General features: G+C 67.0%; 13 protein-coding genes. 9 read left to right on the forward strand and 4 right to left on the reverse strand.

Annotated elements, in window-relative coordinates; all coding sequences use genetic code 11:
• Positions 1–26: 26 nt before the first annotated feature.
• Positions 27–1,199, forward strand: a complete 1,173-nt coding sequence (locus ACOZ4O_RS08240; RefSeq protein WP_424524827.1) for a pyridoxal-phosphate-dependent aminotransferase family protein — start codon at positions 27–29, stop codon at positions 1,197–1,199.
• On the opposite strand, the gene ACOZ4O_RS08245 is transcribed toward ACOZ4O_RS08240, so the two are convergent.
• Positions 1,200–2,357, reverse strand: coding sequence for an MFS transporter (locus ACOZ4O_RS08245; RefSeq protein ID WP_424524828.1), 1,158 nt, complete (start codon positions 2,355–2,357; stop codon positions 1,200–1,202).
• Between the two features lie 39 nt (positions 2,358–2,396).
• Positions 2,397–2,945 (reverse strand): DUF7344 domain-containing protein, encoded by a 549-nt coding sequence (locus ACOZ4O_RS08250; RefSeq protein ID WP_424524829.1) that lies wholly within the window; start codon positions 2,943–2,945, stop codon positions 2,397–2,399.
• 184 nt (positions 2,946–3,129) lie between these two features.
• Here ACOZ4O_RS08250 and ACOZ4O_RS08255 point away from each other — a divergent pair, with 184 nt between their 5' ends.
• From ACOZ4O_RS08255 to ACOZ4O_RS08285, 7 genes are all read left to right on the forward strand, one after another.
• Complete coding sequence (locus ACOZ4O_RS08255; RefSeq protein WP_424524830.1) at positions 3,130–8,511, forward strand: beta strand repeat-containing protein; 5,382 nt, start codon at positions 3,130–3,132, stop codon at positions 8,509–8,511.
• Positions 8,512–8,514: 3 nt separating this feature from the next.
• Positions 8,515–10,161, forward strand: coding sequence for a PKD domain-containing protein (locus ACOZ4O_RS08260; RefSeq protein ID WP_424524831.1), 1,647 nt, complete (start codon positions 8,515–8,517; stop codon positions 10,159–10,161).
• A gap of 40 nt (positions 10,162–10,201) precedes the next feature.
• Positions 10,202–11,029 (forward strand): hypothetical protein, encoded by an 828-nt coding sequence (locus tag ACOZ4O_RS08265; RefSeq protein ID WP_424524832.1) that lies wholly within the window; start codon positions 10,202–10,204, stop codon positions 11,027–11,029.
• Positions 11,030–11,088: 59 nt separating this feature from the next.
• Complete coding sequence (locus tag ACOZ4O_RS08270) at positions 11,089–12,366, forward strand: O-acetylhomoserine aminocarboxypropyltransferase/cysteine synthase family protein (protein ID WP_424524833.1); 1,278 nt, start codon at positions 11,089–11,091, stop codon at positions 12,364–12,366.
• The gene (metX, locus tag ACOZ4O_RS08275; RefSeq protein WP_424524834.1) at positions 12,363–13,520 is read left to right on the forward strand and encodes a homoserine O-acetyltransferase MetX; all 1,158 of its coding nucleotides are present in this window, start codon (positions 12,363–12,365) and stop codon (positions 13,518–13,520) included. The genes ACOZ4O_RS08270 and metX overlap by 4 nt, the downstream gene beginning before the upstream one ends.
• Before the next feature lie 61 nt (positions 13,521–13,581).
• Entirely contained in the window at positions 13,582–14,889 is a 1,308-nt protein-coding gene (locus ACOZ4O_RS08280) for an O-acetylhomoserine aminocarboxypropyltransferase/cysteine synthase family protein (protein ID WP_424524835.1), read from the forward strand.
• 55 nt (positions 14,890–14,944) lie between these two features.
• Positions 14,945–15,799, forward strand: a complete 855-nt coding sequence (locus ACOZ4O_RS08285; RefSeq protein ID WP_424524836.1) for a hypothetical protein — start codon at positions 14,945–14,947, stop codon at positions 15,797–15,799.
• Here ACOZ4O_RS08285 and serB read toward each other — a convergent pair.
• Entirely contained in the window at positions 15,786–16,427 is a 642-nt protein-coding gene (gene serB / locus ACOZ4O_RS08290) for a phosphoserine phosphatase SerB (protein WP_424524837.1), read from the reverse strand. The two genes, ACOZ4O_RS08285 and serB, sit on opposite strands and share 14 nt — an antisense overlap.
• Positions 16,428–16,535: 108 nt before the next feature.
• Between serB and ACOZ4O_RS08295 the strand changes: the two genes are divergently transcribed.
• On the forward strand, positions 16,536–20,051 hold the full coding sequence (locus ACOZ4O_RS08295) for a DNA polymerase II large subunit (RefSeq protein WP_424524838.1): 3,516 nt from the start codon (positions 16,536–16,538) through the stop codon (positions 20,049–20,051).
• Positions 20,052–20,071: 20 nt separating this feature from the next.
• Here ACOZ4O_RS08295 and ACOZ4O_RS08300 read toward each other — a convergent pair whose 3' ends face one another.
• Positions 20,072–21,244 (reverse strand): ABC transporter permease, encoded by a 1,173-nt coding sequence (locus ACOZ4O_RS08300; RefSeq protein WP_424524839.1) that lies wholly within the window; start codon positions 21,242–21,244, stop codon positions 20,072–20,074.
• Between the last annotated feature and the right edge of the window lie 70 nt (positions 21,245–21,314).

The following is a 21,314-nucleotide window of genomic DNA, read 5'->3' on the forward strand; positions in this document are numbered from 1 at the left end:
AACCCGCGTCCGTCCAATTCACGGGTATGCGAGAGGACTTCCTCCTCCTGAACCCGGGTCCCGTGCCGCTATCGGACGACGTCCGCATGGCGATGTCGGAGCCGATGGTGTCGCATCGCTCCAGCGAGTTCGAGGCCGTCTATGAGCGCGCGCAGGACGGACTCGACTACGTGTTCGAGCGCTCCACGCTGGACGAGGCCGAAACCTCCAGCGGGGGGACGAGCCTCGTCCTGAACGGCACGGCGACGATGGGAATGGAGGCGGCGGTCGCGAACCTCGCCGGTGACGGCGAGGAGGTCGTCGCGGTCGTGAACGGGAAGTTCGGCCGTCGGTTCGCGCGAATCTCGGACCGGCACGCGGACGTGACGCGCGTCGAGTTCGACTGGGGGAGCCCGGTCGACGTGGACGCGGTGGCGGACGCGGTTTCGGACGACACTGCGGTGGTGACGATGGTGCACAACGAGACGAGCACGGGCCTCCTCAACCCCGTCGAGACCGTCGGCGAAATCGCGGCTGACCACGACGCGCGGTACGTCGTGGACGGCGTCACGTCCATCGGTGGCGACGAGTTCCGGGTCGACGACTGGCACGTGGACATCGCCATCACGGACGGTCAGAAGGCGCTCGCGGGCCCGCCCGGCGTGAGCGCGCTCTACGTCTCGGAGCGCGCAGAAGCCCACATTGAGGGCGAGGACGCGCCGTTCTACGAGGACCTCGACTGGCACCTCCGGAAGGCCGACAGCCACCAGACGCCGTTCACGAGCGCCGTCCCGCTCTTCCGTGGGCTGGCGGTCGCCGTGGAGGACATCCACAACGAGGGCATGAGCGAGCGCATCGCCCGACACCGCCGGCAGTCCGCGGCGTTCCGCGCGGCGTTCGAGGCGATGGGGCTCAGTCTCTTCCCCGACTTGAACGAACACTCGACGTACTCGAACACGCTCACCGCCGTCAGCCTCCCAGACGAGGTGTACGGCGAACCCGAGGCGTTCATGAGCGAAATCAGCGAGCGCGGCGTCTCAATCAGTGGCGGTCAGGCCCACCTCGGCGGGCAGATATTCCGCGTCTCGAACATGGGGAACCTGACGAGCGAGCACGTCCTCCGCGGGATTCGGACCATCGGCGAGTCCTTCGACGCGGTCGGCGTTGATGTCGATACCGCGGCAGCGTTGGACGCGGCGCGCGACCACCTCCGCCAGTAGTTAGCGGTCGAGTTTGAGGAGCGCGGGTAGCGCGACGGCGGCGAGCAGGAGTTCCGCGCCGCCCGCCGCGAGAAAGGCTTCTTGATATCCGTACTCGTCGGCGACGTGGCTTCCGCCGACGATGCCGACGAGGAATCCGAGGCTGCCGGCGGCGTTGAACCCCGCCATCCCGACGCCGCGTTCCGTTTCTCCGGTGAGGTCGGCGACCAGTGCCATCGTCGCGGGTGCCATCAGCGCGCCGAGCACGCCGACCGCGACCATGCCGACGCGGGCGTAGAGTAGGGTGGGGACGAGGCCGACAGCAGCGACGACGACGCCGTAGAGCGCGGACCCGCCGGCGATGGGGAGCGTGCGACCGATCCTATCGGAGAGCCGGCCGAACGGGTATTGGAGGAGGGCGAACGGCGCGAAGAACAGCGCGAGCGTGAGGCCGGTCGCCGCGCCGTCCAGTCCGAACGCGTCCCGGAAGTAGTAGGTGCCGACGAGCGCGAAGAACCCCGCTGTGAACCGGTCGACGAACCCGAACGTGTAGGGGACGGCGAGTTCGGGGCGGCGGCGGAGCGTGCGGAGCGCGTCGAGCGCGGACGCGGCGCGGTCGGGCGCGCGGTCGGTGACGAACAGCGCGAGCACGCCCACAAGCCCGAGGGAGAGCGCGCCCGCCCAGAGCGGGAGGACTGGGTTCACGTCGGTGAGTTGGCCGCCGACGGGCGCGCCGAGCGCGGTTCCGAGGCCGATGGCGAGACCGGCGGCGCCCATGTTCTTCCCGCGTTCGCTGGAGAGATCGGCGAGCATCGTGATGGCGAGGCTGAACGCGCCGACGGTGAGCGCGCCCTGAAGGACGCGGAGCGCGACGAGCGCCGGGAGGGAGAGCGCGCCGGCGGTCGCGGCGAGCGCCGCGTAACAGACCGCGCCGCCGACAGCACCCGCGATGATGTACGGGACGCGGCGGCCCGTCCGGTCGCTCACGGCGCCCCAAACGCCGGCGAACGCGACGAACGCCGCGAACTCCGCGCCGAGGAACCACGTACTCGCATCGATACTCGTGGATGCGCCGAGCGCGTCCACGAGGTCGGGAATTCCCGGATAGAGGAGGACCTGTGCGAACAGGGTCGCGAAGACGACGGCGGCGAGCGCTGCGCGTTCACGTCGTTCCGTCACACGCCGAAGTCAAGGAGGCAAGTCGTATAGCCGATGCGGTTACTCGCGGACGCGGTGGAGGACCGAGCTCTCCTGTGCGTACGTCTGGTAGACAGCGCACGCGATGATGAGGCAGAACGTGAAGATAGCCCAGTAGGCGGGCGAGACGTAGTTGAGGAAGGGAACGCCGACTTCGGTGGCGAGCACGAGCAGGATGCCGAGCACGCTCAGGCCCGCGTAGAACTCGCTCCACGACAGCCCGTACTTCGGGACGACTTCGAGATAGATGCTGACGTCCTTCGCGTGGTCGGAGAGCGTGACGGTCTTCTCGTTCTCGTCGTACTCGATGATGTCCAGCTCCGCGAGTTTCGGGAGGTGGGTCTGCTGGAGGGTGACGTAGACGGACTGACGGACGTTCCGCGGCGGCGGAGACTCGCCGCTCTCCTGTTCGGCGATGTACTCGGAGAGTTCGCGCGCGGTCGTCTCGCCATCGCGGTCCCGGAGGTACTCGATGACGTGGCGCCGGCGGTCGTTCCGGAGGACGTCGTGGATGTCGGCCTTATCGAGACTGCTCGATCGTGGCTGTGAGAGCAGCGTCCGTCCCCTCATTACGCACATCTTTGGTTCACGACATATTGAACGTGTTGTATTCTTCGCCGTCATCTCTCGCCACATACTTACTTTCTGTCCAACGGATGATTTGTCCTATATGCCTGCTTTGGCCGCTGAAACGACTAGTTAAAACTCTATAACTTCATCCTAAGTAAGGTGTCGTAGTGTCGATGCCCGATGAATGACATCTGGAAACTATCGGGGACGCGCCCTCGCACTCCTCGCGGGCGCGCTTGTCATCCTCGCCGCGGCGTCGGCGCTCCCGGGCGCCGCCGCAGCGGCTGACAGTACGAATCCAGTAACGATACACGTCGACGACGACTGGTCCGACAACACCACCGAGGACCTCGTCGGCGACGGCTACGAACTGGGAACGAACGCAACAGCAACGATTTCTGACGCGCTCGCACTCGCCGACGACCACGACACAATCGTCGTGCACAACGGCACGTACTCGCCGTTCACGGTCACCGAGAACGTGACGGTACGCGCCGCGGACGGCGCGACGGCGACCGTCTCCGGTGGCAGCGACGCGCTCATCCAGCTCGAAGGCGCGTCGGACGGCGCGACACTCCACAGGTTCACGCTCGCGGGTGAGGGCGCCACGCTCGGCGTCGAAGTCCGGGCGGACAACATCACCATCACCGGTAACACGATTACGGGCGTCACGACCGGGATTCAGGTGCAGGACGACGCGAACACCGACGCGTCCGCGACGGACGCGCTCATCGAGAACAACACCATCGAGCCGTCCCAGGTCGGCGTCTCGCTCACCGGCGGCACCCACACCGTCACTGAAAACACCATCACCGGCTTCACTATGGAGGGTATCGGCGCGGTCGGCGCGACCCATGACTTCTCCGGGAACGACGAGATCTCCGGTGACGGACCCGCAGTCCAACTCTACGGCAGCGTCGAGAACGAGGTTGCGGCAGCGAACGACTACCTCGGCCTCGACACCGTCGACACGGTGGCGGTCAACGCGAACGGCCACGTCTACGACGCCAGCATCGTCGCGGACGACACGACGTACGCGACGCTCCAGCAAGCCGTCTCGAACGCGCCCGCCGAGAGCACCGTCACCATCACCGAGTCCGGCACGTACGCCGGATTCCTGCTGAACACGAACCTCACCGTCACCGCCGCACCCGGCGTTGACGCGACGGTCTCCGCGAGCGACGGCCTCGGCCGCGCCGGCGAGCGCGTCGTCGACGTCCGCGCGGACGGCGCGACCGTCTCCAACCTCACGGTTGACGCCACTCACGCATCCGACACGTACCTCACCGGCGTCTCCGTCAGCGGTGAGAACACGACAGTCCGGAACGTCGAGGTTCTCGGCGACGCGGACGTCACCGGCATCCAGACCACGTCCGCGAGCGCGAACGTCAGCATCGTCGACAACACCGTGACGGACGCAAACGTCGGCATCTCGCTTCAGGGTGGGGCCGACACCGCGCGCGACAACACGATTACAGGCGCTCTCACCGAAGGGTTCGGTCTTCTCGGTGACGAGCACTCCGTCGCCCCCGCAACCGTCACGACCGCGGACGACGCGCCCGCCGTCCGCTACTACGGCAGCGTGAGCGACGACGTCGCGACCGCGAACGCCGCGCTCGACTCCGCGGCCGTCGACTCGGTCGCGTTCTACGACTCCGGACACGTCTACGACGGTGCCATCACCGTCGGAGACACCGCGTACGCGACCATCGACCAAGCGGTCACGAACGCCGAGGACGCGACCGTCGAGGTCGCCTCCGGAACCTACGACCACGTCACGCTCGACGTGGAGAACGTCACACTGCGCGCGACCGGCGATGCGACCCTCAGCGAGGGCGTGACGCTCGCCGCGGACGGCACGGACGTGATCAACTTCACCATCGAGTCCGCGAACTTCCACGGCGTCAGCCAGCAGGTCGGCGTCTACGTTCCGGTCGACTCGGGCGACCACCGCATTGCCGATAACGTCATCGTCGAGTCCACGGACAAAACGAGCCGTGGCGTCCTGTTCGCCGAGAGCGCGACCGGTGACACGATGATCGTGGACAACGAGATATCCGAGTTCACGACCGGTGTCTACCTCAGTACCGCCGAGAACGTCACGGTTGAGAACAACGACATCCAGCACAATGCCGCCGGAGTTGGCGGCCTCGAAGGCGCGAACGTCACTGTCACCGAGAACACGTTCGCGAACAACACCGAGGGCGTCGGCATCGGCACGGTCACCGACCTCTCCCTCACGGAGAACACCTTCAGAGACAACGACCGTCACGTCAAAGACTGGACCGCACCGTACGAATCGCTCGACGTACTTTACGAGAACAACACCTTCGACAAAGCGGTCTACGCGACCGGCGGCCAGACCATCGCAACCGACGTCTCCACGGCGCTCAGCGAGGCCGGCAACGGTGCGACAGTCTCCGTGAGCGCTGGAACGTACACCGTCGACGAACGCCTCCAGATTCCGGCGGACGGCGTTACCGTTGAAGGCGCGGCCGAATCGAGCGTCGTACTCGACGCGTCCGGTCAGGGGTGGCCGGTTTACGCGCACAACGTTGACGATGTCACGCTCCGGAACCTCACGATTCAGGGGACGACGCAGTCCGGCTCCGACGACACCGTCAAGGCCGCGTTCGTGGAGGGGCTGACCATTGAACACGTCACAGTTTCCGAGTCCTCGGGTAACGAATTCGACCTCAACAACGTCGTGAACGCGACGCTCCACGACGTTACTGCGAACGGTGACGACACTGCCGGCGTCGGTATCGCGCTCTCCGCTGTGGAGAACGTCACGCTCGACGATGTCGACACCGCCGGAAACGCGTGGGGGGGTGTCGGAATCTACGACCTCAACCCTGAAGTTGACGCTCCCGAAGGCTGGGACCTCCGGACGAACCCGACAGACATCACCGTGACCGCGTCCAGCGACCTCTCCGAACCCACGTCGCTATACGCGGACATGGAGTACGACGGCACGCTCGGGACTCTCACCGCGCCCGAGTACGACTACGCAGTGCAGAACCCCGACCACCGCGATCGCGGTGGAGACTTCACGTTCTTCCTGAAAAACGAAGCCGACGCGATTGACTACGTACGCAACCTCGCGAACAGTGACAGTTCCACCGTCCAGACCCTCACGCGGACTGAGGACGGACTCGCCCTCGGGTCGACATTCGTCGTCGCTGACGGCATGTCCATCCAGACCGCCGTCGACGCGGCTGACGCGGGCGACACCGTTCGTGTCGGTCCGGGAACGTACACAGAGTCGGTTCACATCGAGTCCGAGCTCACGCTCATTGGGGCGGGTGACAACGACACGACCGTGACCTCGCCGACTTCAATTCCGGAGACGTTCACCCGGGGTAGTGCTGCGAGCCACGCCGTCGTGCTCGTCGAGAACGCGTCCGCTGACATCAGTAGGCTCACCGTCGATGGGGCGCGGACCGGCGACACGAACCACGAGTTCTACGGCGTCGCGTACGTGAACGCGAGCGGAACGGTTGACGACGTTACCGTGACGAACGTCACGGACACCGAGTTCTCCGGCGTACAGCATGGAATCGCGGTCGGGGCGTTCAACCTCGATGGCGAGGACAGGAAGTTCACGCTCAGTAACTCTCGAATCGTCAATTACCAGAAAGGCGGTGTCGTCGCGTCCGGTGAGGGTCTCACCGCCCGTGTCCTCGATACATCCGTCATCGGCCACGGCCCGACCGATGTAACCGGCCAGAATGGCGTGCAGATGTCCGGTGGTGCACAGGGTGTCATCGTCAACAACACTATCACGGGTCATGCCTACACCGGTGAGGACTGGAGCGCATCGAGCGTACTCCTCTACGGCCACAGTAGCGCCGCAGAGACTGTCGTCGAGAACAACACGATAACAGACAGCCAGATAGCGATTGGTGTGGCGGCGTCCACGAACGTTTCCATCACCGACAACGACTTCGCGAACAACACGTGGCACGTCGGGGACTATACGGGGTCGCTCGACACCACCGATATCTACGAGGCGAACGACTACGACGCAGCAGCCTACGTCGGAACCGACCGCGACACGAACGGTGCATCAATCTTCGGCACACTCCCGGACGCGGTCTCCTCTGCGGAGTCGAGCGAGACCGTGTTCGCAACGGGCACGTTCACTGAGTCGGTTCAGTTCGCAGCGGATAACGTCACGCTGCAGGGTGAAGACGCGACGCTGACCGCGTCCGTCGGCTTCGAGAACGAGATGTATCCCGAGGACGTGACCGTCTCCGGGTTCACGTTCACGACGGACGGCGTAGCGATTAACGCGAACGACGCCGGTGACGACCTCACAATCGAGAACAACGAGTTTGTCGGCGTCGAGAACGCGCTGATTCACGGCGGCGAGGACGGTGGGAAGGCAGACCTCAAGTCCGGCTGGACCATCGCCGAGAACGAAGTGACGAACACCGGGGATGCGTTCCGGCTCTGGAATCTCCAGGACCTGACGGTCACGGATAACACGGTCGAGAACGCCAGCGGCTCCGCGTTCTCCCTCATCGCGGTTGACGATGCGACCGTCACCGAGAACGCGGTCGAGAACACGACGAAGTCCGGCGTGTACGTCGACGGTCCCTTCATGGACGCGTTCGACACGAGCACGAACAATGTGGTCGTGGAGAACAACACGTTCGACGCCGCGGGCGACACAGACACCGAGTACGTGCAGGCCGCGGTGAACGTCGGTGCGAACCTCGAAGACCTCGACGAACTCACGGTGACGAACAACGCGTTCCTGAACACGACCACCGACGCGATTCGGGTCGACCCCGCGACCGAGGCGTCCGGGTCGCTCGACGCGACGCTGAACTGGTTCGGGAGCGAGGACGGCCCCGCGTCCGGTGACATCTCCGGGCCGGTGACGTACGATCCGTTCCTGACCGCGCCGCCGAGCGAGCAGCCCGCGGACCTCAGTGAGTCCCAGCAGTTCGGGAACGACGTGGTGATTCCGGCTGACGGCCAGCTGCACACCATCGCGTTCCCCGCGGACCTCGAAGGGACGTTCGGCGACGTGTTCGGTGAGTTCAACGGCAGCGTCTGGGCGTACGACGCTGCGAACAGCACGTGGGTGCGGCCGGACGCGAGTCAGTCCGTGCACGCGCTTGACGCCGTTGTAGTGAACGCGACGGAGCGCGCGACAATCTCGATGGACTATGCGGACACGAAGACTGGCGAACTCAGCACGCCGTCCACGACCGACCTCCACGAAGGTTGGAACCTCGTCGGCGCGCCGCAGAGCGGGAACGCGAACGCTGCGTTCGGCGCGTCCTCCGCGGACCTCGGGCGCATCATGACGGCGTTCGAGCCGGCGAGTTCGCTCCCCACCGAGTCCGGCACGGACTTCACGTCTTACACGTTCGGCGGGATTGTCGCGCCTGACGTAAACGCCCACACCGGCTACTGGGTGTACGTGAACGAGGACGGCGACCTCGCGGCGGCGATGCCCGCGGGCACGACCGTCGAGGAGTACGCACTCCACAACGCCTACCTGTCGGAGAGGGGCGACATTCCGTTCCTCCCGCCCCGGGTGGTGAACTGACCGATGAAGGAGCACGCGCGGACGGTTGCGATGGTCGCGGCGCTGTTCGCTGCGGCGGTCGCGGGTCCGCTGGCTGGCGCGGCGGCTGCGGCGCCGCCGGAGCCACCGGCGTCCTACTACGGACAGGCGACGGTGGACGGTGATCCCGCACCGGCGGGCGTGTCGGTGTCGGCTGTCGTTGACGGCTCGGTCGTCGCGACCATCGAGACGAACGCGGACGGGTCGTTCGGCGGTCCGGGCGCGTTCGCGGACAAACTCGACGTGTCGAAGCCGGACGCGGAGAACGCGACCGTGACGTTCCGGGTCGCCGGTGAACCGACCGGCGTCTCCGCGAACTGGTCGTCAGGGAGCGCGACGGAGCTCTCGCTCTCGGTGAGCGACGACACGTCCCCGTCTGCGTCCATCGACGCGGTGAGCGCGGCGAACGTCGGGAACACGGTGACGTTCGACGCGTCCGCGACCGACAACGTCGGCGTAACCTCGCTCTCGTGGTCGTTCGGTGACGGCGCGAGCGCGACCGGAAGCTCGGTCTCGCACGCGTACAGTTCGCCCGGCACGTACACGGTGACGCTCACGGCGAGCGACGACGCCGGGAACACGGTCGAAGCGACGACGACTATCACCGTCTCTCCGGCCCCCGCACCGCCGGAGCCACCCGCTGACGACGCGGACGAACCCACAGACACCGGGAACGATACGGCTGACGAACCCGCGAACGATACCGCGGACGAACCGTCGGTGAACGTGACGCTGTCGCCGGATGCGACGAACGTCTCGGTCTCCACGGTGTCCGCGAACGACACCGCGACCGTCTCCTTCCCGGAGACGAACGCGACCGCGACGGAGTCAACGACCCTCACAGGGATGAACGTCTCCACGACGGAGAACACATCCCTCAACCTCTCCGTCTCCGTCTCGGACGACTCGGCTGGTGACACCCCCGAACCCGACGCGGGCGACGGGGGCGGTGAGGTCGTGACGTACATCCAGGTTGACCACGACGTGCCTGAGGAGTCCATCGGCGAGGTGTCGTTCTCCTTCACCGTCGCCGAGTCGACACTCGCGGAGCGCGGTGTCGCGCCCGAGAACGTCGTGCTTTACCGGTATCACGACGGCGCGTGGAACGAACTCGAAACGACACACATCGGAACGACCGACGGCGTCGCCACGTTCGGAGCCGTCTCGCCCGGCCTGTCGGTGTTCGCGGTCCGCAGCGGGTCCGCGTCCCTGAACGTCACCGACGCCGCGCTCGACACGACGACCGTCGCGGCCGGCGAGTCCGCGACCGTGAGCGTCACGGTCGAGAACGACGGGACGGCGGCCGGGAACACGACAGTCGAACTGACACTGGACGGCGACCAAGTGAGCACGCAAACAGTCTCGCTGGACGCCGGGGAGTCCACCACGGCGAGGTTCACTGTCACGCCCGACGCCGGAACCTACGAGGTCGCCGCGAACGGCGTGACGGCCGGAACGCTCACCGTCGAGAGCGAGACGACAACGACGACGCAGTCGACCGGTACGACGCAGTCCACGACGACTGTGCCGCCCGCTGAGCAGAGCCAGCTCGACACCACCGCGCTGGTCGTGTTCGGCGGCGTCGCCATGCTGGTGGTCGCGCTGTTCGCGGTGGCACGCCGCCGCCAGTAGGGCCACAGCCCCTTTTACGGCTCGCGCTCTTCTCTTCGGTATGTCGACGCGCCAGTCGTTCCTGCGCGCCCTCGCCGAGCGTGCGCGCTGGTACGACCTGCCGCTCCTCGCGTCCGTCCCCGCCGTCCTCTTCGCGGTGTACGCGCTCCCGGACGCGGTGAAGTACGACTACGTCCTCTCCTACACGGACCCGACGCTCGTGACGCTCTACACGTCCAGTTTCGTGCACATCGCGCGCCCGCACCTCGTCGCGAACGTCTCCACGTACGTCCTGCTCGCGGGCTCGACCTACCTGCTCGCGACGCTCTCCGGGCGGCGCGCGCGGTTCTACGCGGCATTCATAACTTTTCTGACAGTGTTCCCGGTCGTGCTCTCCCTCCTGAACCTCGCGTTCATTCGCCCCCGCATCGGCTACGGTTTTTCCGGCGTGAACATGGCGTTCGTCGGCCTGCTCCCGACGATGCTCGTCGGATACGTCTCCCGGCAGTTCACGGCGGAGGTGCTCGACTCGCACGCCCCTGCGCTGTTCTTCGTCGGAACGGGCGTCATCGCGCTGATAGCGGTCCCGTCGCGGATCGGCGGGCTGGCGGTCGCGGCGGTAGCGGGCGCCGGTGTTCTGCTCTACGTCCGAGACATCTACGGGGACGTCTCCGACCTCTCAATCGCGGGCTTCCAGCACGCGCTCACGCCCGCGGGCCATCTCGAACTCGCGGCGCTCTCCCTCGTTCTGTTCGTCGGCGCGCCGTTCGCGGCGTTCACCACGGTGTCGTTCGGGGACGGCACGGTGTTGAACCTCTACTCGCACTTGCTCGGGTACTGTCTCGGCTACCTCGCGCCCTACCTCACGATTCGGCTGGTGTCACTGTAGCCGGCAAACCTCGCCGTAACTGTCAGTTATAGAAGCCTGTAGGAGTATGAGTGCAGTGTATGAGTGACGAGGGTGAGTCGGGCTTCGACACCCGCACCGTCCACGCCGGCAGCGACCCCGACCCCGCGACCGGGGCGCGCGCCACCCCGATATTTCAGACGACCTCCTACGAGTTCGAGAGCGCGGACTACGCCGCCTCCCTCTACGCGCTCGAGGGCAAGGGCGACATCTACTCGCGCATCAGCAACCCCACGGTCGCCACGCTCGAAGACCGCATCGCGGACCTCGCCGGCGCCAGCGCGGCGGTCGCGAACGCCAGCGGGATGGCGAGTTTCGACGCCCTGAACTTCGCGCTCGCGTCCGCCGGCGACAACGTCGTCTCCGCGAGCGCAATCTACGGCGGGACTCGCGCGTACCTCGCGCACACCGCCCGCCGCCGCGGCGTCGAAGCCCGGTTCGTCGACACCCTCGACTACGACGCGTACGAGGAGGCCATCGACGAGGACACCGCGTACGTCCACGCCGAAACCATCGGGAACCCCGCGCTCGTCACCGCGGACCTCGAACGCCTCGCCGACATCGCCCACGAGAACGGCGTTCCGTTCGTCGTGGACAACACGTTCGCGACGCCCGCGCTCTGCCGGCCCCTGGAGCACGGTGCGGACGTCGTCTGGCACTCCACCACGAAATGGTTGCACGGTGGCGGCACCACGCTCGGTGGCGTCGTCGTCGACGGCGGGAGTTTCGACTGGGACGCACACGCCGAGACGTACCCCGAAATCGCGGGCGAGAACCCCGCGTTCCACGGCGTTCGATTCACCGAACGGTTCCCGGACGCGCCGTTCGCGGCGGTCGCCCGCCACCGCGCCACCCGCAGCCTCGGGAACCAGCAGAGCCCGTTCGACGCCTGGCAGACCCTCCAGGGCCTCGAAACGCTCGGCCTCCGCATGGACCGCCACAGCGAGAACGCGCACATTCTCGCCGAGTACCTCGAAGACCACCCCGCCGCCGACTGGGTGTCCTATCCCGGTCTCGAAAGCCACAAAACGCACGGGAACGCCACGAAGTACCTCGACGGCGGCTACGGCGGGATGGTGACGTTCGGTCTCGGGAGTTTCGACGCCGCCAAATCGTTCTGTGAGAGCGTGAATCTCGCGTCCTTCCTCGCGAACGTCGGGGACGCGAAGACGCTCGTCATCCATCCCGCGAGCACCACGCACGCCCAGTTGAGCGAGGACGAACAGCGCAGTTCGGGCGTCCTCCCCGACATGGTTCGCGTCTCCGTCGGCATCGAGGACCCCGCCGACATCCTCGCGGACTTCGACGACGCGCTATGACGGTCGAACTCGGGAGTTTCACGTTCGAGTGCGGAGAGACGGTTCCCGAACTCGAAGTCGCCTACGAGACGTACGGCGAGTTCGACGGGAACAACGCCGTCCTCGTCTGTCACGCCCTCACCGGCAGCCAGCACGTCGCTTCCGGCGCACGTGAGGCTGAGGGCACCGCCGGCCAGGCGCGCGCGTGGTGGGACGACGTAGTCGGCCCCGGGAAGGCCATCGACACGAACGAGTACTACGTCGTCTGCGCGAACGTCCCCGGGTCCTGCTACGGCACCACCGGCCCCGCGAGCGAGGGCCCGGACGGCGACCCTTGGGGCACCGACTTCCCGGCCGTGACCGTCGGCGACTGGACGCGCGCCCAGCGCCAACTCCTCGACGAACTCGGCGTCGGCCGCCTCCACGCCGTCGTCGGCGGGAGCGTCGGCGGAATGAACGCGCTCGACTGGGCGAAACGCTACCCCGACGACGTCCGTCGAGTCGTCGCCGTCGCCACCGCCGCCCGACTGGACGCGCAGTGCCTCGGCCTGGACGCCATCGCGCGCCGCGCCATCACCACCGACCCCGACTGGCAGAACGGCGACTACTACGACGGCGACGGCCCGACAGACGGCCTCGCGCTCGCCCGCCAGATCGGCCACCTGATGTACCTCTCGAAGGACTCGATGGAGCGCAAGTTCGGTCGGCGGAGCGCGGGCCGCGAGAGCGCGCGCGACCGCTTCCCGAGCGACCCCGCGGGCGGCTTCTTCCCCTACCGCGAGGTTGAGTCCTACCTCGATTACAACGCGAGTCAGTTCACGGACCGCTTCGACGCGAACAGCTACCTCTACCTCACGCGCGCGATGGACGACTACGACCTCGCGAACGGCTACGAGAGCGACGCTGACGCGCTCGCCGCGTTCACCGGTGAAACCCTCGTGATGTCGTTCACGGGCGACTGGCACTTCACCGTCGAGCAGTCCCACGCGCTCGAAGCCGCGTTCGAGGACGCCGACATCCCCGTCACGCACCGCGTCGTCGACTCCGACCACGGCCACGACGCCTTCCTCGTCGAACCCGAGAACGTCGGCCCGCCCCTCCGCTCCTTCCTCGCCGACGGCGTTTCGACCGACGGCGGGCACGCGCCCGTCCACAACAGCCTCTTCCCGGGGTAGACGCCGGTAGATACTGCAGGTGTGTGCCTGCTTTACATCGCGTCGGGGAGAACCGTCGTGCATGACAGAGGACTCCGACGACGCGCCCGGATTCGACACGCGCAGCGTGCACGCGGGCAGCGACCCCGACCCCGCCACGGGAGCGCGCGCCACCCCGATTTATCAGACGACTTCCTACGAGTTCGCGGACGCCGACGACGCGGCCGCCCAGTTCGCGCTGGAGAAACCCGGCCACATCTACTCGCGGCTGATGAACCCGACCGTGGACGTGCTCCAGGACCGCCTCGCGGCGCTCGAAGGCGGCGTCGGCGCGGTCGCCACGTCCTCCGGGATGTCCGCGCTGAACGTCGCGACGTTCCTGCTCGCGGAAGCCGGGGACAACATCGTCGCCGCGAACGCGCTCTACGGCGGCACCCACACCTACCTCAGCCACACCGTCGAGCGCCGCGGCGTCACCACGCGCTTCGTCGACACCCTCGACGTCGACGCCTACCGCGAGGCCATCGACGAGGACACCGCGTACGTGCTCGTCGAAACCATCGGCAATCCGGCGCTCGTGACGCCCGACCTCGAAGCCATCGCGGACGTGGCGCACGAACACGACACGCCGCTCCTCGTGGACAACACGTTCGCGACACCCGCGCTCTGCAACCCCATCGAGCACGGCGCGGACATCGTTTGGCACTCCACCACGAAATGGCTGCACGGCGCCGGCACGACGGTCGGCGGCGCGCTCGTCGACGCGGGGACCTTCGACTGGCAGGCGAACGCCGACAAGTACCCCGAAATCGGCGCGGACAACCCCGCCTACCACGGCGTGAACTTCGCGGAGCGCTTCGGCGACGCCGCGTTCACGTACGCCGCCATCGCCAGGGGCCTCCGCGACCTCGGGAACCAGCAGAGCCCGTTCGACGCGTGGACGACCCTGCAGGGCATGGAGTCCCTCCCGCTCCGCATGGACCGCCACTGCGAGAACGCCCAAGTGGTCGCTGAGTACCTCCAGGACCACGACGCGGTCTCGTGGGTGAACTATCCCGGCCTCGAATCCCACGAGACCCACGACGCCGCGAGCGAGTACCTCGACGGCGGCTACGGCGGGATGCTCACGTTCGGCCTCGACGACGGCTTCGACGCCGCCCAGTCGACCGTGGAGAACACCGAACTCGCCAGCCTCCTCGCGAACGTCGGGGACGCGAAAACCCTCATCATCCACCCCGCGAGCACCACGCACCAACAGCTCAGCGACGAGGAGCAGGCCGACGCCGGCGTCCTCCCCGAGATGGTGCGGCTCTCCGTCGGCATCGAGGACCCCGCGGACATCGTCGCCGACCTCGAGCAGGCCATCGGCGCCGCCACCGACGCAGCCTGAAACGCCTCTTTCACCCTGCTGAAGACACTTACCGCGTCCGCGCCAGCTATCGGGTATGCACCGACGCCGCTTCCTCGCCGCCACCGGCGCGCTCGCCACCACCGCCGCCGCGGGCTGTCTCACCGAGAACACTGGCTCCAGTCCGACCGAAACGACCGGCACGACCGACCGAGAGACGCCCGACCCGCCGAAGACCGAGACGACCACGAGCACGCCGCTGTCGGTGTCGCTCGACCGCTATCAGCCAGGCGTCGTCGCGATGACCTCTCCCGACTCCATCGGCGTCCGGGACGGTGACCGGGCCGCGCTCTTCCTCGACATCGCGCCCGACGGCGACGACGCGCCTGCCCGCGACGAGTTCGCACTCCGATTCGACGGCACTGACTACGCGCCCGTCGACCCCGACGATGTTCGGCTGTGGCGGGAGTACGGCGACCGCGCGATCGCGTACGGCGTCGACGGCCGGGACGGCTGGCTGCTCTTCGACATTCCACAGTCGGGCGACGCCGCGAACGCCCGACTCTCGTGGCCGGGCGGCGAGTGGCCGCTCCCACAGTCGCTCCGCGAGCGCCTCGCCGCGGGCTTCGACTTCAGCGTCGAGTACGACTTCCCGGAGACCGTCGAGCGCGGCGAGCGCCCCACGGTCGGGCTGACGGTAACCAACGACGCCGACGCGCCCGCGCGCTTCCTCGGTGCGCTGAACCGTGCGGGCCCCTTCGTCGCGCACGCCCCCATCGAGACGCCGTCGTTCGTTCTCGATTCCGGAGAGACGCGGACGTGGACGTACGAGGACGAGTACTACATGTCGGGAGACCTCGACGAGAGCAAGGTCGGGGACGGCACGCCGGATATGACGTACTACGTCGAGGCCGTCGACGAGCGCAGGGAGTTCCAGGTCAGGGTCGTATGAGGCCGTCCTCCACGAACACCTCGTGGAGCACGTCCATGCGCGCGACGACGATGTCACACTCGGGACGAACGTTCGGCTTCGGAAGGAACCCTATCGCGCGGCCCGCGCGTTCCAGCATCGGGAGGTCGTTCGCGCCGTCCCCCACCGCGATGGTGTCCGCGCGGTCGACGCCGAACTCCGTCATCGCGGCGTCGAGCGCGTCGTCCTTCGTCCCCTCGATGAGCGGTCCCTCGACCTCCCCGGTGAGGTGGCCGTCCTCGACGGGGAGCGCGTTCGCGGTGATGGCGTCGACCTCGACGTTCTCCTTGTCGAGCGCCGCGCGAACGCCCTCCTCGAACCCGCCGGTGAGGATGACGACCGTGTGGCCGGCGTCCCGCAGCGCCTCGATGAGGTCGGCCGCGCCCGGCCGGAGATAGACCTGCTCGTAGGCCGCGCGCGCTTCGGGCTCGGGAAGCCCGTCGAGGAGCGCGGCGCGCTCGCGCAGGCTCTCCGCGTACGCGAGCTCGCCCCGCATCGCCCGCTCCGTGATGTCCTCCACGTCCGCCGCGACCCCGTACTGCTCCGCAAGCAGCACGAGCATCTCGTCGTCGGACAGCGTCCCGTCGAAATCGAACGCGATGAGCGCCATACCTCGGATTCGTCGCGGAGGCCTTCAAACGACACGGTTCGCGCAACCCCCGGCGGGGTGGGCGAACACAACCCCTAATAGTCCGTCCGCTGTATCCGGTAGGCGTACATGCGCTCCGAGGACGAAGCATACTTCGAACGACTCGAATCCCGGTTGGACGAGGCGTTCGACCTCGCGGAGCGCGCGAAACAGCGGGGCGGCGACCCCAAGCCCGAGGTGGAAATTCCGGTCGCGAAGGACATGGCCGACCGCGTGGAGAACATCCTCGGCATTGACGGCGTCGCCGAACGCGTCCGCGAACTCGAAGGCGAGATGAGTCGGGAGGAGGCCGCGCTCGAACTCACCGAGGACTTCGTCGAAGGCACTGTCGGCGACTACGAGACCGACGCCGGGAAGGTTGAGGGCGCGGTCCGAACGGCGGTCGCTCTACTCACGGAGGGCGTTGTCGCCGCGCCCATCGAGGGCATCGACCGCGTGGAAGTCCTCGAAAACGACGACGGAACCGAGTTCGTGAACGTCTACTACGCCGGCCCGATTCGCTCCGCGGGCGGGACGGCGCAGGCGCTCAGCGTGCTCGTCGCGGACTACGCCCGCGCGCTCCTCGGGATGAGCGAGTACAAGGGCCGGGACGACGAGATAGAGCGGTACGCGGAGGAAGTCGCGCTCTACGACTCCGAGACCGGCCTCCAGTACACGCCGAAGGACGAGGAAACCAAATTCATCGCCGAGCACATGCCCATCATGCTCGACGGGGAGGCGACGGGCCAGGAGGAGGTCTCCGGCTTCCGCGACCTCGAACGCGTCGACACGAACAACCCCCGTGGCGGCATGTGTCTCGTGCTCGCGGAGGGAATCGCGCTCAAAGCCCCGAAGATTCAGCGGTACACGCGCGGCTTGGACGAGGTGGACTGGCCGTGGCTTCAGGACCTCATCGACGGCACCTACTACGATAGCGACGACGCGAGCGACGAGGCCGAGCAGACCGACGAGAGCGCGGACGCCGACAATGACGGCGAGGACGACGGCGAGAGCGGGGGAACGTCGAGTGAACCGGAGGGGCCGCCGCGGGTCGAATCCTCGGGGAAGTTCCTCCGCGACCTCATCGCCGGCCGCCCGGTCTTCGGCCACCCCTCCCGCGAAGGCGGCTTCCGGTTGCGGTACGGGCGCTCGCGCAACCACGGGTTCGCGACCGCCGGAGTCCACCCCGCGACGATGCACCTCGTGGACGACTTCCTCGCCACCGGCACCCAGATAAAGACCGAACGCCCCGGAAAGGCCGCCGGCGTCGTGCCCGTCGACAGCATCGACGGCCCCACGGTCAAACTCGCGAACGGGGACGTCCGCCGCATCGACGACCCCCGCGAGGCGCTGGAAGTCCGGAACGGCGTCGAACGCATCCTCGACCTCGGCGAGTACCTCGTGAACTACGGCGAGTTCGTGGAGAACAACCACCCGCTCGCGCCCGCGTCCTACGTCGTCGAGTGGTGGGAGCAAGACCTCGCCGCCGCCGGCGCGGACCTCCAGGCGCTCCGCGACTCGCCGTACGTCGACCTCGACCACCCCAGCCCCGACCAAGCGCTCGACTGGGCCGACGAGTACGACGCCCCCCTCCACCCCGAGTACACCTACCTCTGGCACGACATCTCAGTACCCGAGTTTCGCGCGCTCGCCGACGCCGTCTCTCAGGGCGAAATCGACGGCGAGGAACTCGTCTTCCCCTACGACGATGAGGTTCGGGAGACCGTCGAAGCCCTCATCCTCCCCCACCACCAGGGCGAGCACATTCGCGTGACGGACTGGCAGCCGTTCGTCCGGTCGCTCGGCCTCACCACCGACCTGGAGAAGACGTGGGACGCCCTCAGCCCCGACGCCAAGCAGTGGGAGAACGCGATGAAAGCCGTCGAGGAAGTCGCGCCGTTCGCCGTGCAGGAACGCGCCCCCACCCGCATCGGGAACCGCATGGGCCGCCCCGAGAAATCCGAATCCCGCGACCTCTCCCCCGCCGTCCACACGCTCTTCCCGATCGGCGAAGCCGGCGGCAGCCAACGCGACGTGGCGAAAGCCGCGAAACACGCGCCCGACATGCAGAGCACGCCCGGCCAAATCGACGTACAGCTCGGCGTCCGCGAGTGCCCGGACTGCAGTCAACACACCTACGAAGCCCGCTGTTCCGACTGCGAGACCTGGACCGACCCCTACTACGAATGCCCGGACTGCGGCGTCGAAGCCCACCCCGACGAATCCGGGCGCGTCGAATGCCCGCGCTGCGAGCGCGAACTCGACAACGTCACCACTCAAACCATCGACCTCCGGAAGAAGTACGCCGACGCCCTCCAATCCGTCGGCGAACGCGAGAACGCCTACGACATCCTCAAAGGCGTCAAAGGACTCATGTCCTCGGAGAAAGTCCCCGAACCCATCGAGAAAGGCGTCCTCCGCGCGAAACACGACGTCACCTCGTTCAAGGACGGCACCGTCCGCTACGACATGACGGACCTCCCCGTCACCTCCGTCCGCCCCAGCGAACTCGATGTCACCGTCGAACAGTTCCGCGAACTCGGCTACACCCACGACATCAACGACGACCCCCTCCAGCACGACGACCAACTCCTCGAACTCAACGTTCAGGACATCGTCCTCAGCGACGGCGCCGCCGAACACATGCTCAAAACCGCCGACTTCGTCGACGACCTCCTCACCCAATACTACGACGTCGAACCCTTCTACGAACTCGACGACCGCGACGACCTCGTCGGCGAACTCGTCTTCGGCATGGCCCCCCACACCAGCGCCGCCACCGTCGGCCGCGTCGTCGGCTTCACCAGCGCCGCCGTCGGCTACGCCCACCCCTACTTCCACGCAGCGAAGCGAAGGAATTGTGACGGAGATGAAGATTGCGTGATGCTGCTGATGGACGGTCTACTGAACTTCTCGAAGTCGTTCTTGCCGGACAAGCGCGGTGGGCAGATGGACGCGCCGCTCGTGATGTCGAGTCGTATCGACCCGTCGGAGATCGACGACGAGGCGCACAACATGGACGTGGTGCGGCAGTATTCGCGGGAGTTCTACGAGGCGTCCCGGGAGCTCGCGGACCCGGAGTCCGTGGACGTGGAAATCGCGGAGGAGAACCTCGGGACGGACCTGGAGTACACGGGGTTCGACCACACGCACGATACGTCGAACATCGCGCTCGGCCCCGACCTCTCCGCGTACAAGACCCTGGGGTCGATGATGGAGAAGATGGACGCGCAGCTCGAGCTCGCGCGGAAGCTCCGCGCGGTGGACGAGACGGACGTGGCCGAGCGCGTCATCGAGTACCACTTCCTCCCCGACCTCATCGGGAACCTCCGCGCGTTCAGCCGGCAGGAGACGCGGTGTCTGGACTGCGGGAAGAAGTATCGGCGCGTCCCGCTCACCGGTGACTGCCGGGAGTGCGGCGGCACCGTGAACCTCACCGTGCACCGGGGGTCCGTCAACAAGTACATGGACACCGCGATTCAGGTCGCGGAGGAGTACGACTGCCGCGAGTACACCAAACAGCGCCTCGAAGTCCTCGAACAGTCACTGGAGAGCATCTTCGAGAACGACAAGAACAAGCAGTCCGGGATTGCGGACTTCATGTAGCCCTCGCTGGGTTTTGATAGTTATTGTGCGTCGACGATGTCGCTGATGCCGTCGCTGAGGATGCTGACGGAGAGAATCGTGACGAAGAGCGCGGCGACGGGAATCGTTGGTTCCCACCAGTAGGTCCCGGCGTTGCTGATGGTTTGGCCGATCATGGTGCCCCAGGACTTGAAGGAGGGCGGGGCGAGGAGGAGGGGTGAGGCCGGGCTGCCGAACCGGAGGAAGGAGAGCGTCGCTTCGATGGTGATGAAGAGCGGGACCTGGTAGACGGCGGTGGTGATTGCGGTGCGGGAGACGTTCGGGAGCAGGTGCCACTGGACGACCTGTCGGGGAGACGCGCCGGCGGCGCGCGCGGCGTGCACGTAGCGCTTCGAGACCTCGTCGAGCGTTCTGCTGCGGACGACGGTGGCGACGCTCCCCCAGTTGACGAGGCCGAAGGAGACGACGAGCATAAAGAGCGTGCCCTCGCCGCTGACCCACCGCCACACCAGGAACACGAGGAGCGCGGGGATGGCTTTCAGGCTCTCGGCGATGCCGGAGAGCGCCCAGTCCGTGCGGCCGCCGACGTACGCGCTGACGGTTCCGACGACTGTGGCGAGCGGGACGATGAGCATGACGGCGACCAGCGCGAGCTGGACGACGTTCCGCGCGCCGAACACGAGGAGCGTTATCATGTCCTCGCCGAACCGGCCGGTGCCGAGCGGGTGCGCCCACGAGCCGTAACATCGGTCTCCGGACGGATTGTAGCACTGAACGACCGCGGTCTCGCGGACGCTCGTGAAGACCGGCGGTTGGTTTCGGTAGGGGATGCTGACGGTGGGTGGGTCGAGGACGACGGGGCCGAGCGTGCCCGCGAGAAAGACGACGAACGTCACTACCGCCGCCGCGAGCGTCACTGGACGGCGGCGGAGGCGGCGGAACGCATCTCGGACCCGGCCGGGGCTTCGCACGACGAGGTCGGCGGCGAAGACGACGAGTATCCAGAGGCTCGCAACCCACAGCCACTCCAGTCGACTGATTTCGTACTGGAGGAACTCGTAGCTGGTCGCGTGGGGCGGGTCGGGCGTGAGGTACGCGCGCAGGAACACGACCGCGATGGCCGCGAGGCCGGCGAGCACGACGAGCGTCCGCGCGCGCACCGAGACACCGGTGGACGACGACTCGTCCACGTCGGGGAGGGCGTCCGTGCGCATCGATTGGTAACATCACCCAGGGTTATCCATATAGAGGTTTCCATCTACCGACACGATGTATTGGGAACGC

Source organism: Salarchaeum japonicum (genome assembly GCF_049705945.1).
GTDB classification, from domain to species: Archaea; Halobacteriota; Halobacteria; order Halobacteriales; family Halobacteriaceae; genus Salarchaeum; species Salarchaeum japonicum_A.

Excerpts from the sequence above, each read along its gene's own strand:
- ACOZ4O_RS08240 (WP_424524827.1), top strand. The coding sequence starts at position 27 with ATGCGAGAGGACTTCCTCCTCCTGAACCCGGGTCCCGTGCCGCTATCG.
- ACOZ4O_RS08250 (WP_424524829.1), bottom strand. The coding sequence starts at position 2,945 with ATGAGGGGACGGACGCTGCTCTCACAGCCACGATCGAGCAGTCTCGAT.
- ACOZ4O_RS08255 (WP_424524830.1), top strand. The coding sequence starts at position 3,130 with ATGACATCTGGAAACTATCGGGGACGCGCCCTCGCACTCCTCGCGGGC.
- ACOZ4O_RS08260 (WP_424524831.1), top strand. The coding sequence starts at position 8,515 with ATGAAGGAGCACGCGCGGACGGTTGCGATGGTCGCGGCGCTGTTCGCT.
- ACOZ4O_RS08265 (WP_424524832.1), top strand. The coding sequence starts at position 10,202 with ATGTCGACGCGCCAGTCGTTCCTGCGCGCCCTCGCCGAGCGTGCGCGC.
- ACOZ4O_RS08270 (WP_424524833.1), top strand. The coding sequence starts at position 11,089 with ATGAGTGACGAGGGTGAGTCGGGCTTCGACACCCGCACCGTCCACGCC.
- metX (WP_424524834.1), top strand. The coding sequence starts at position 12,363 with ATGACGGTCGAACTCGGGAGTTTCACGTTCGAGTGCGGAGAGACGGTT.
- ACOZ4O_RS08280 (WP_424524835.1), top strand. The coding sequence starts at position 13,582 with ATGACAGAGGACTCCGACGACGCGCCCGGATTCGACACGCGCAGCGTG.
- ACOZ4O_RS08285 (WP_424524836.1), top strand. The coding sequence starts at position 14,945 with ATGCACCGACGCCGCTTCCTCGCCGCCACCGGCGCGCTCGCCACCACC.
- serB (WP_424524837.1), bottom strand. The coding sequence starts at position 16,427 with ATGGCGCTCATCGCGTTCGATTTCGACGGGACGCTGTCCGACGACGAG.
- ACOZ4O_RS08295 (WP_424524838.1), top strand. The coding sequence starts at position 16,536 with ATGCGCTCCGAGGACGAAGCATACTTCGAACGACTCGAATCCCGGTTG.
- ACOZ4O_RS08300 (WP_424524839.1), bottom strand. The coding sequence starts at position 21,244 with ATGCGCACGGACGCCCTCCCCGACGTGGACGAGTCGTCGTCCACCGGT.